Annotated in this window: 13 protein-coding genes; 12 read left to right on the top strand and 1 reads right to left on the bottom strand. The window is 40.9% G+C overall.

Annotation, left to right across the window (positions count from 1 at the left end; all coding sequences use genetic code 11):
• The 12 genes from infB to A5875_RS06800 form a co-directional block, all read left to right on the top strand.
• Window positions 1-2,256, top strand: a 2,256-nt coding sequence (gene infB / locus A5875_RS06855; RefSeq protein WP_254911854.1) for a translation initiation factor IF-2, incomplete at its 5' end; no start/stop codon positions are given.
• Window positions 2,257-2,337: 81 nt separating this feature from the next.
• The gene (rbfA, locus tag A5875_RS06850) at window positions 2,338-2,685 is read left to right on the top strand and encodes a 30S ribosome-binding factor RbfA (protein ID WP_088932914.1); all 348 of its coding nucleotides are present in this window, start codon (window positions 2,338-2,340) and stop codon (window positions 2,683-2,685) included.
• Window positions 2,686-2,892: 207 nt separating this feature from the next.
• Window positions 2,893-3,183, top strand: coding sequence for a hypothetical protein (locus tag A5875_RS06845; RefSeq protein WP_088932913.1), 291 nt, complete (start codon window positions 2,893-2,895; stop codon window positions 3,181-3,183).
• 4 nt (window positions 3,184-3,187) lie between these two features.
• The gene (locus A5875_RS06840) at window positions 3,188-5,269 is read left to right on the top strand and encodes a cation:proton antiporter (protein ID WP_088932912.1); all 2,082 of its coding nucleotides are present in this window, start codon (window positions 3,188-3,190) and stop codon (window positions 5,267-5,269) included.
• Between the two features lie 211 nt (window positions 5,270-5,480).
• The gene (truB, locus tag A5875_RS06835) at window positions 5,481-6,437 is read left to right on the top strand and encodes a tRNA pseudouridine(55) synthase TruB (RefSeq protein ID WP_088934646.1); all 957 of its coding nucleotides are present in this window, start codon (window positions 5,481-5,483) and stop codon (window positions 6,435-6,437) included.
• A gap of 47 nt (window positions 6,438-6,484) precedes the next feature.
• Entirely contained in the window at window positions 6,485-7,432 is a 948-nt protein-coding gene (gene ribF / locus A5875_RS06830) for a riboflavin biosynthesis protein RibF (RefSeq protein WP_088932911.1), read from the top strand.
• Window positions 7,433-7,526: 94 nt separating this feature from the next.
• Entirely contained in the window at window positions 7,527-7,925 is a 399-nt protein-coding gene (locus A5875_RS06825; RefSeq protein ID WP_088932910.1) for a GNAT family N-acetyltransferase, read from the top strand.
• A 65-nt stretch (window positions 7,926-7,990) separates the two neighbouring features.
• The gene (locus tag A5875_RS06820) at window positions 7,991-8,713 is read left to right on the top strand and encodes an ABC transporter ATP-binding protein (RefSeq protein ID WP_088932909.1); all 723 of its coding nucleotides are present in this window, start codon (window positions 7,991-7,993) and stop codon (window positions 8,711-8,713) included.
• Complete coding sequence (locus tag A5875_RS06815; protein ID WP_088932908.1) at window positions 8,706-9,446, top strand: ABC transporter permease; 741 nt, start codon at window positions 8,706-8,708, stop codon at window positions 9,444-9,446. Before A5875_RS06820 ends, A5875_RS06815 begins: the two co-directional genes overlap by 8 nt.
• A 12-nt stretch (window positions 9,447-9,458) precedes the next feature.
• Entirely contained in the window at window positions 9,459-10,286 is an 828-nt protein-coding gene (locus tag A5875_RS06810) for a MerR family transcriptional regulator (protein WP_088932907.1), read from the top strand.
• A gap of 332 nt (window positions 10,287-10,618) precedes the next feature.
• Window positions 10,619-10,807 (top strand): DUF6440 family protein, encoded by a 189-nt coding sequence (locus A5875_RS06805; RefSeq protein WP_088932906.1) that lies wholly within the window; start codon window positions 10,619-10,621, stop codon window positions 10,805-10,807.
• A gap of 87 nt (window positions 10,808-10,894) precedes the next feature.
• Entirely contained in the window at window positions 10,895-11,797 is a 903-nt protein-coding gene (locus tag A5875_RS06800; RefSeq protein WP_088932905.1) for a helix-turn-helix domain-containing protein, read from the top strand.
• A 34-nt stretch (window positions 11,798-11,831) separates the two neighbouring features.
• Here the strand turns inward: A5875_RS06800 and A5875_RS06795 are convergent.
• On the bottom strand, window positions 11,832-12,106 hold a 275-nt coding region (locus A5875_RS06795), incomplete at its 5' end, for a hypothetical protein (RefSeq protein ID WP_088932904.1).

Below are 12,106 nucleotides of genomic sequence, written 5' to 3'. Positions count from 1 at the left end.
AACCAAGGTCAGCGTCCAGCACAAAGCGGTGCAAACAATGCACAACGCCAGAACCAAGGTCAGCGTCCGGCACAAGGTAGTGCTGCAAACAACACACAACGTCAAAACCAAGGCCAACGCCCGACACAAGGCAGTGCAAACAACAATGCACAACGCCAAAACCAAGGTCAACGCCCGGCACAAGGCGGTGCAAATAACGCACAACGTCCAAATCAAGGTCAACGCCCAACACAGGGTAATGCTAATAATACGCAAAGCCAAGGCCAGCGTCCTGCTCAAAGCGGAACGAACAATGCGCAACGTCCGGCACAAGGCGGTTCAACAAATCAAAGTAGTAACCAAAACCGCAATAAAAATAATTATGGCAATCAAAACCGTAATAATAATTTTGGCGGCAATCAGAATCGCAACAGAAACAAATTCAATAAAAAAGGTAAAAAAGGCAGACAGCAACAAAGCAATAAGCCTGCTGTGCCTCCACGTAAATTCCGTGAATTACCCGAAATCTTGGAATATACAGAAGGTATGAATGTGGCGGATATCGCGAAGAAAATCCATCGCGAGCCAGCTGAAATCATCAAAAAATTATTTATGATGGGTGTTATGGTTAACCAAAACCAACCATTAGATAAAGATACAATTGAATTGTTAGCTGCTGATTACGGTATCGAACCACAAGAGAAAGTTACAATTGATATTGCTGATATCGATCGTTTCTTCGATGTAGAAGATGTTAACGAAGAAAACTTAGTTTCTCGTCCTCCAGTAGTAACAATCATGGGGCACGTTGACCATGGTAAAACAACATTACTAGATACATTGCGTCATTCTCGTGTAACGAGTGGTGAAGCAGGCGGAATTACGCAGCATATCGGTGCTTATCAAATCGATATCAACGGCAAGCCGATCACTTTCTTAGATACACCTGGACACGCGGCCTTCACTAGCATGCGGGCCCGTGGAGCAAGTATCACAGACATCACGATTTTAGTTGTAGCAGCTGATGATGGAGTGATGCCGCAAACGATTGAAGCAATCAACCACGCGAAAGCGGCGAAAGTGCCGATTATCGTAGCAGTAAATAAAATTGACAAACCTGGTGCAAATCCTCAACATGTCATGCAAGAATTAAGCGAATATGAATTAATTCCTGAAGCATGGGGCGGCGATACGATTTTCGTTGAAATCTCAGCGAAGTTCAACCAAAACATTGAGGAATTACTAGAAATGATTCTATTAGTTGCCGAAGTGGAAGACTTGAAAGCTGATCCAACGTTACACGGCATCGGAACAGTTATCGAAGCACGTCTTGATAAAGGAAAAGGACCAGTTGCAACATTATTGGTTCAACAAGGTACGATGAGAGTCGGCGATCCAATCGTTGTCGGTAACACTTATGGTCGTGTTCGTGTGATGACCAATGATATTGGTCGTCGTGAAAAAGCTGCAGGACCAGCAACACCAGTGGAAATTACTGGATTGAATGATGTTCCTCAAGCAGGAGATCGTTTTGCTATCTTTGAAGATGAAAAAACAGCGCGTGCAGCCGGGGAAGAACGTGCGAAACGTGCGTTGCTTGAACACCGCAGTTCAAGTGCTCGTGTGACATTAGATAACTTATTCGAATCTCTTAAAGAGGGCGAATTGAAGGAAGTTAATGTAATCATCAAAGCTGACGTTCAAGGATCTGCTGAAGCATTGGCTGCATCATTGAAGAAAATCGATGTTGAAGGCGTTCGTGTGAAGATCGTCCATTCAGCAGTAGGTGCTATCAATGAAAGTGATGTTACTCTAGCTGCCGCAAGTAATGCGATCATCATCGGATTTAACGTTCGTCCAACACCGCAAGCGAAACAGCAATCTTCTGCTGAAAAAGTAGATATTCGTTTGCACCGTATCATTTACAAAGCAATCGAAGAAATCGAAACAGCGATGAAGGGAATGCTTGACCCTGAATACGAAGAAAAAATCACTGGTCAAATGACTGTTCGCGAAACGTATAAAGTTTCTAAAATCGGTACCATCGCTGGCTGTTATGTCAACGAAGGTTCGATCCAACGTGATAGCGGTGTGCGGATTATTCGTAACGGTATCGTTATTCTTGAGGGCAAGCTTGCCAGCTTGAAACGTTTCAAAGACGATGTGAAAGAAGTTAAGATGGGCTACGAATGTGGCGCTATGATTGAAAACTTCAACGACATTAAAGTCGACGATGTAATCGAAGGCTTTATTATGGAAGAAATCAAACCAAAATAGTTGCCAGCTCCGCTGTGTATTCTTAATATGCAGCGGAGTATCTAAGGCAAATGAATTAGTATGAACAAGGAGGCAGTCGTTATGCCAAATTATCGCGATCGTCGTCTCGCTCAAGAGATTTTAAAAGAGGTCAATGACATCTTGCGAAAAAAAGTTCGTGATCCGCGGGTCCAGGATGTAAACATCACTGATGTTCATGTCACAGGCGACTTGCAGCAAGCGACGATTTATTACAGCCTATTATCTGATAAGGCATCAGACAAAGAAAAGGCACAAGAAGGATTGAATAAAGCAAGCGGCTTGGTTCGTCGTGAATTAGGCCATGCCCTATCGATCTATAAAACACCAGAATTATTTTTTGAATTAGATGAATCAGTTGAATATGGTTCTAAAATCGATCAAATGATCCGTGACTTAAATAAAGAATAAATTCGTAAGAACCCGAAGAATTTTTCGGGTTCTTTTTTGACAATTTGCTCTTTTTCGGTGCAGTTTAATTGAGAAGTTTAATAATTAATGGTTGGTTGTCGAATTGGATACTGTGTTGATTGCATTATTGGACAAATCCTGTTAAAGTGTATGCAGTTTGTATTTAATCCTTTTGCTGGATATTTTTTCAAGGAGGCAAAGTCTAAAATGACTACGGAATTTGAAGAACGGATGAAGGCTCTCCATAAAGAATTTGAAAACCTGAGCCCTGAAGAACGTAAAGCCGTTAAACAAAAAATAAAGAGAATCAATGTCTTAACTTCTCGTAAATTAGAACGAATGAAGCATGATTTGCTGCGTATGGAAACAAAGCGTGCTCAGCTTTCGTTAGATGGTGAATCAAAAGAACTGTCTGATTTGGAAGACCGAATCATTATCAAGAAAAGAGAGTTCTTAAAATTATTATTTAAGGCAAAAGAGAATTGTTCCAAGAGGTGAGTGAATGGGCTTAATTGAGATTATTATCATTTTAGCCATTGCCATTACCTTATCGAATGTTTTAGCAAAAGTTTTCCCGTCGTTTCCAATTTTTATGATCCAAATCATTATCGGTATCATTCTTGGATTTACCGAAGTTGGCAGCTCCATCCATTTTGAGCCGGAAGTATTTCTGGTAATGATCATTGCGCCCTTATTATTCCGAGAAGGTGAGACCGCAGATATTCCGTCGATCTTGAAACATTTCGGTTTGATCTTGCTTCTGGCTTTTGGCGGCGTGATCTTTACTTTGTTTGGTTTGGGTTTTGTTTTGCATAGTATTTTGCCGGCGATTCCGATCGCGGCTTGTTTAGCTTTTGGAGCTTCTTTAGGTCCAACTGATGCGGTGGCGGTTAGTTCGCTGGCGAAACGTTTAAATATTCCTGAATCGGTGATGCACGTCTTAGAAGGTGAAGGGCTGATCAATGATGCAACGGGTGTAACAGCCTTTCAGTTTGCTGTAGCTGCGTTATTGACTGGTCAATTTTCTGCGGCGGATGCGTCAGTTTCTTTACTTGAATCAAGTATCGTGGGTGTTTTAGTTGGTTTAGTAATCATTTGGGTCAAAAATGAAGTCATAAAAATTATTGAGCGCATCTCGGCTCAAGACGTATCGGCGTATCTGCTGATTGAATTGATTTTGCCATTTGCGGCCTATTTTATTGCGGAATTATTTCATGCTTCCGGAATCATTGCTGCGGTTGTTACAGGTGTCTTGCAGGCAACCGGCTTCCGGAGAGTTAATTTATTCGAAGCCCAGCTTTCTAATGTAACTGAAAGCTCATGGAGCACGATCAGCTTTATGCTGAACGCATTAGTATTCATCTTCTTAGGGATTGAACTTTCCCAAGTCTTTTCTCCAGTCTGGAATAGTCGAAATTATTCCAACATTCATCTATTAGGCATCGTATTGTTACTCACGGTTCTATTATTCGTTTTACGATTCATGTTTGTTAGTGGTTTTTACATCGTTACCCAAGGCTGGAAGAAAAATCATGAACAGTTGAGAGATCGATTGTTGTTGACCTTCGGCGGTGTTAAGGGGACTGTCAGTATCGCTACAATTTTCATTTTACCGACAACGATCAATGGTTTGGAGTTTCCCGAACGATCGCTGCTATTGTTCATTACAGCCTGCGTGACTTTTTTGACCTTAATCATCGGTATGATTTTGTTGCCGATTCTATCGGAAGGGGAAGTTGTACCGCCTACCGATCCTAAGTTAATGTTGATTCTTCGCGAAGTGATCAGCGAGCTTTACGAAGATTTAGATAATAAAAAGTTAAGCGAAAAAGAACGCTTTGCACTACTTGCCGTAATTGCGAATTATCAAGGGCGTATTCAAATGGTCTTTAATAATTCGATGCCGGAAAGTGCGCAGCAGGAATTTCAAGAAATCCAGGCATTGATTATCTCGGTTGAACGCGACGGACTGGATGAAAGCTTTAGACGCCATCAAATTGATTCAGGCGCTTATCGCTTGTATTCACGTTTTATTTCAAACGTGTCTGAATCGGTTACGAAACAAATGTTGTCCTTACTTAGTTTTTGGTTGATCTTTGTTCGGCGTATTATTCGTGTCATTATGCATCCAAAAATGTTTTGGCAGCGGCGGCAGAAGCGTAAAGAGACAGTGGATAATGAAGATATTTCTACACTTAGAAAAATATTTATTCGCAACAGCGAAGCGATATTAGATAGTTTGGAAAACCTGCGGGATGTTTATGATGAAGATTTGATTGATTTCTTTGTAGATGAACGGAAAAATTTGATGCACCAAGTCAGCGGTCATGGATTATTTGGCACCTATTTGATTCAGCAAGATCCAATTTATGCGAAAGAATTGATTCGCGGGTTTTATTTGGAAAGAAAACTCATTGATAAGTACGAAGGCAATGAGGACATTTCTAATTTTGCGGCCAATAATTATCGACACCAAGTCAATCAATTAGAATCCTATGCAATGCAGCAGCCATCTGATCCAAGTATTTCATTTGTGATCAATCGGCAACGTCAAAAGAAAAAAGCTAAAGAAAAGAATTACTAAACCGTCAGTTATAATTGACGGTTTTTTTGAGCTTTGAGAAAGTAAAAATACATTGTTTAGAAAGTCTAGTCGAATCGTTTGTCTGCTGAGTGAGATATGTATTCTTCGACCGTGAAATACAGTGTCAAGCAGCCAGCGTTGACTTGCCATTTCTCAGAGCAGCTATGCTATAATGGGAACGTTGATTATAAATGGAAATGAGGAAACAGCGATGGACGGTATTTTGCCGTTATGGAAAGAACGCGGCATGACGAGTCATGACTGTGTCTTTAAACTAAGAAAAATTTTACAAACAAAAAAAGTCGGTCACGGTGGCACGTTAGATCCTGATGTGGATGGTGTTTTGCCAATCTGTATTGGAAAAGGAACCAAAGTGATCGAGTATTTACAAGATAGCGGAAAGATTTATGAAGGTGAGATCACACTGGGTTTTTCTACCACAACGGAGGATCGCAGCGGTGAAGTTGTCGAGACTAGAGCCGTAGAGCAACCACTCTCAATAGAAGAAATTGATCAAATGATGGCAACATTCATCGGAACGATTAAGCAGATCCCTCCGATGTATTCGGCGGTCAAAGTCAACGGCAAGCGTTTATATGAATATGCACGAGCTGGTGAGACGGTGGAACGACCAGAGCGCAAGGCGGTAATTGAAAGTTTTAAACGGACGACAGAGCCGGTTTATGATGAAGCGAATAAAACGCAAAGCTGGCGGTTTCAGGTAACTTGCGGCAAAGGGACCTATGTTCGAACCTTAGCGGTGGACCTTGGTGAAAAACTCGGCTATCCAGCGCACATGTCGGATCTGACACGTTTAGCCAGCGGCGGCTTTTCAGTAGGGCAGGCGGCTACCTTAGCTCAAGTCAGTGAGTTGATGGAAAAAGGTCAGATTGATCAAGCGCTGCAGCCGATTGAAGAGGCGATGAAAGAATTTCCGCGGATCGATTTGACGGATGATGATTGGCAAAAAGTTAAAAATGGGCAGGTTTTACCAATGAAGGCTTTTGGAATCAAACAAATGCCGGGCGAACTGATTGCTTTCTTTTATAATGATCAGTTAGTCAGTCTGTATGGACAACACCCAGAAAAAAATTGGCTGCTAAAGCCCAGCAAAGTGATACGAAACGAAGTCAGTCCTGCTAGTCACAGTTTGTCTGATAACGAATAATAGACGACTTAAATAAATTCATGGATAGGAATCAGGAGGCATGTCAGATGGAAATTATAAAACTACGTCATCCTTATAAACCAGAAGAAATTCCTGCAGGAGATTGTGTGTTAGTCTTGGGTTTTTTTGATGGTGTTCATCGGGGACATCAAGAAGTGATTAATACTGGTAAAAAGATTGCGCAAGAAAAGAATTTAAAATTAGCGGTGATGACCTTTAACCAACATCCTGCAGTTGTATTCCAGCAAGTGCAAAGCAAACCAATCAAATATCTTTCTACTTTAAGACAGAAAGAGGAACGCATGGCAGAGTTAGGTGTGGATCTTTTATATGAAGTAGCATTCACCTCGTCATTTGCCGCACTGAATCCGCAAGCGTTTGTTGATCAGTATATCGTTGGGCTGCATGCTAAAGCCGCAGTTTCAGGCTTCGATTATAATTTCGGCAAGGATCAAACCGCCGATGCCAAGCATCTTCCTAAATATGCCAAGGATCGTTTTGAAGTGGTGATCGTTGCGAAGAAAACAGAAGAGCATGAAACCGAAAAAATCAGTTCTTCGCGTATTCGCCGATTGCTGTCGGAGGGACGTTTGGATGAGGCGAATCATTTGTTAGGGTATATTTATGAAACTAGCGGCACTGTTATTCATGGGGAAGCACGCGGGAGAACTCTCGGCTATCCCACGGCAAACATTCAAGTGCCTGATGATATGAAATTGCCTAAAGAAGGGGTCTATGTTAATCAGATCAAAGTTGGCGATGAGTGGTATCCGGCAATGGGGTCGATTGGACATAATGATACCTTTGGTTCGAATCGGATGCTGACGGTTGAGATCAACATTTTTGATTTTAATCAAGAAATTTATGGTGAAAAGGTCAAGGTACGCTGGTATCATATGCTGCGCGGACAAGTAGCCTTTGAATCAGTTGAAGGCTTGATTAAGCAGCTGGATGCGGATGAGCAGGCTGCGCGAGATTATTTTGAACAGAACTAAGACATTCAGAAATGGATGTCTTTTTTTTTGACAAAATTTACCGAAGCAGAACCGAATCGTATTTGCTATCATAAAATAAAAAGGAGTCACTCAAATGGAAAATGATTGGTATATTCGACCTTATAAAAGAACTGACGAAGATGAATTATTCGCGATGATGGAAAAGGAAACGGAGTGGAACGAATATTGTCGCGGTGAAGAGCGAAAAAAATATTCGACTGCTTTGCAAACTTCTCTGACCTATTTACTTTTCGAGGCTGAAAAGCTTTGCGGCTATGCTCGCTGTCGCGAAGATGATGGCTTTGGTGTTTATGTGTACGATTTATTGGTAGATGCCAGTTGTCGCGGGAAAAATTATGGCCGCTACCTGATGGAGCAAGCTTGCAGGGATTTCCCTGAGCAAACGGTGTATGTAATGAGCGATGTTGATCCTTATTACGAAAAGCAAGGCTATCAGAAAGAAGGAACGATTTTTATCGTGAAGCAGCAATAATTTTTTTGCCGTTGACTCTCCCTTAACAGGAGACAGTATTCTGTTAATGAAAGGGGAGGATCAGAGTGAATCCAGCTATCGAAGCAAAACAAGTAACAAAAGAAATTGGCGGAAAGAAAATCGTCAACCAACTATCCTTCACCATCAATAAAGGTGAAGTTTTTGGTCTGTTGGGGCCAAATGGAGCGGGGAAAACGACTACGATTGAAACACTGTTAGGAATCAAGCGACCCGATCAAGGCTCTACCAAAATTTTAGGGCTGGACCCGCGTAAACGGCGCCGTGAAGTTTTTGAACGAGTGGGCGTACAACTACAATCTTCCAGTTATCAAAATAATATCCGAGTGGGGGAATTATGCCGAGAAATCTCAAGCTTATACAAAGAGCCGCGAGATTATCAAGAATTATTGAACTTATTTAAGTTGGAAAGATTTGAAGCGCAGCCTGTCGAGAAACTCTCCGGCGGTGAAAAACAAAAACTTTCTATTGTACTCGCTTTGATTCCAGATCCAGAAATTATCTTTTTGGACGAATTAACGACGGGATTGGATACTGAAGCACGTAGAAATGTTTGGCAAACTTTGCTCAAACTCAAGGAGACGCAACTGACAATCTTCTTGACGACTCATTATATGGAAGAGGCCGAGATTCTTTGTGATCGACTCTTTCTGATCAAACGAGGCAACATGGTCGCGGAAGGAACAGTCTCAGAGTTATTGACTGAGAGTTGTCAAAATAATCTGGAAGATGCCTATCTTTGGTATGTAGGGGAGGATGTAGATGAATAAGGTACTTAGCTTAGCGAAAATCGAAGGAAAATTGGCGCTTCGTTCAATTGATGGTGTTCTTTTTGGGATCGGCATGCCCTTAGGTGTCTTGCTATTGACCACCATGATTGCGGGGAATAAACAAGCGGGCAATGCTTCTTATACTTTTTTAGACAGCAGCTTTAGTTCTCTTTTAGCCGTAGGTATTTGCGCGACTGCTTTCATGGGTATCCCGCTGACAATTTGTGATTATCGCGACAAGAAAATACTCAAGCACTTTTTCGTGACACCCGCTTCACCGGCTCATTTGATCGCTACTCAGGTAGTCGTTGCCATGGTCACGGCAATCATCTCTGCTGGATTAGTAGCACTTGTATCGGTTGTTTTTCTAGGTTATCGGATGCGGGGAAGCTGGGGATTATTGATTGCTAGTTACTTTTTAGTTATGATTGCTATGTATAGTTTAGGGCTATTGATCGCCAGTGTGTGTAAAAACATGAAGATCGCGAATCTAGTTTGCAGTTTAGTCTATTTTCCGATGCTGTTTTTATCGGGTGCAGTGATTCCTTTTGAAATCTTTCCAGAAGGAATGCAAAAAGTTGCAGGTGTTCTGCCATTAACACAAGGCGTTCAACTACTAAAGAGTGTCAGTCTGAATCAACCAGTCGGTAATCCGCAGTTTGTTCTGATTCTATTGGGTGTGATCACAGTCGCAGGCTTCGGATTAGCTGCGAAACTATTTCGTTGGGAATAAAAGGAGGACTTCATGGAACAAGAATGTGAAAAAATCGAAGAAAAACTCTATCGCATCGGGATGTTTTCTAAAATGAATCAAGTGACAATCAAAACATTACGGTATTACGATGAAGTGGGGCTGCTGCGGCCCCGCTTCATCGATCCTGATAATGGGTATCGCTATTATAGCTCCAGCCAGCTGGAGCCGCTGCATCGTCTTTTAGCACTGCGAGGAATCGGCTACAGTATTGAAGAAATCAAGCAAGTGCAAGACGGTGTAAGTGAGCAGCGCATCTTGCAACGGAAGAAGCAGCAGTTAATGAAAGAAATTTCCGAACGCATGTCGATGCTTTCTCAGATCGAAGGCTATCTACAACAGGAAGAAGAAAATTATCATATGGTAGTCAAAAAGCTGCCGGAAGCAATCGTCGCTTCGATGCGGAAAACTGTCCCGAATTTTCAGGCGCTGTTTTCGACGATTCCTGAGATGGGTGCGCAGATGGAAAGAGCGGGATGTGTATGTGCCGTACCGGAATATTGTTTTAATATCTACCACGACAATGAGTATAAAGAGGAAAACATTGATATCGAAGTCTGCGAAGCTGTGACTGAAATGAAGGAAGATGTAGGTGACTTAAAATTCAAACACATTGAAGAAGTACCTGAGGCAGTTTGTACAATGCATAAGGGCTCATATAAAGGTATTCCTAAAGCTTATGCCGCAGCAATCGAATTTGTTGAAAATAATGGTTACGAGATTATTGATTCAGCTCGAGAGAATTATATTGATGGGCTTTGGAATAAGGACTCTGAGGATGACTGGCTGACAGAAATTCAAATTCCTGTCAAAAAAATATAAGGATTAAAAGAAATCTTTGCAAAAAGATTTCTTTTTTTGACTATAAAGAAAGTATAAAATCTTTACATGAATAAATCGCTTTGTAGCGGGTATATCCATGTCTGGCTTCACGAACTAGCTTTATCGGCAATAAGCAAAAATATTTCGAAATTTGAGAAGCAATTTAGAAATATTTTGGTCTTATTGCTCAAAAGCTGAGCGAGTTCGCGAAGCCTTTTTTATGATTTATTGAAGAAAAATGACAAAAATTAATTGTTTGGTTAAGTCGGTTGTGCTACGCTAGATTTAGTTTCAATGAAAACGCTATAAAAAAAGGAAAGAAGGAAAGAAAAATGGCAAAAGAACGTTTTGTAAGGGTATATTCTCAAGGGAAATTGGACGCAATCATGGTCTTTGTTGATCGTGAAACGGGTGTGAACTACATGTTTAACAAAGTTGGTTATGCTGGCGGGTTAACGCCATTATTAGACAAGGATGGTAAACCAGTCATCACACCAGCCGAAGAGTTAGATAAATTATAAACGGCACTAGCGAACAAGCTTGTATTTTACTCTTATGCTAAACTTTTATTATAAAGGAACAAGGTAATCGAGTGAGGAGGGAGTAAAATGCATGCTTGGGAAGCTATCCAAAAATCAGTAGACCATATTGAAGAGCACATCAAAGAAGAATTAACGATTGAAGACTTGGCAAAAGTTTCCTATTTGTCGCTGTACTATTTTCAAAAATTATTTAGCCGTCTGGTTGGAAAAACAGTGAATGAGTATATCAAAGCTAGAAGAGTTGCAAATGCGAAACCTTTATTGAGATCGACTGATCGAAGAATCGCAGATATTGCGCTGGAGTATGGTTTTAATAGTCATGAAACGTTTACTAAGGCCTTTAAAGAAATTTATGGAATCACACCTGATGCGTATCGCAAAAGTAAAATCTTGCTAACGGATTTTTTGAAGCCGGATTTGTCGATTTATTACACCCTGGTGGATGAGGGCGTGCCGCTGATGGTTGATGATATGGTGTTGGAAATAAACCAGCGGAAACTTGAGAAAAAAGAATATTACACCGGTATCTCACGCCAAGTGGATGCGAGAGAAATGAATACTGCTGGTGTGAACACACTGATTGAATTGTGGGATGAATTTCATGAGAAGAAAGATACGATTCCCAATTTGGCGGAAGATGGACTAGAAATAGATTATTTTACGACCGATGCCACACCGGGGAAAGTTCAATATTTTGTAGGCGGTCTATCTGATAGTAGTGAAGCGGCTGGGTTTGATCAATTTTGTCTAGAGTCTGGTAATTTTTATGTCTGCACATTTGAGGCGGAGAATTTTAATTATTTAGTAGAAGATGCTTTGTATAAAGCAAACAACTATTTTTTTGGAACGTGGCTGCAAAAACATGACATCGGAATGGAAGAGATGGAACCATTTTTGATTCAGAAATATGTAAATGTGACCAATGATCCAAAAATCGAAATATGGATCAAACCGACAAATAACAAATAAAAATCTTCGGATCAATTTAACGATCCGAAGATTTTTAATTTTCTTTTTCTTTATCAATTGAAAGTGCTGCTTCTTTGTGGAACGCGTAGCCCCAAAAAATACCAGTCAGCTGTGTAATTAGAAATAGTGCGATCAAGGGGACGGCTGCCGTGAAGGGCGAAGATGTATGGTACAGAGTAATCAAAGGACTTTTAAAAATGATTAGTAAACTGCTCAATAATATATTGATGACATTTCCAATGATCAGCAAGGAAATCTGTTGCGTTATTTTAGCATAAAACCCGATAATCACCGTAAGAATTAAAAATA

The sequence above is a fragment of the Enterococcus sp. 3H8_DIV0648 genome (genome assembly GCF_002140655.1).
GTDB lineage: Bacteria > Bacillota > Bacilli > Lactobacillales > Enterococcaceae > Enterococcus_A > Enterococcus_A hulanensis.
This window is presented reverse-complemented; position numbering and strand designations above follow the sequence as displayed.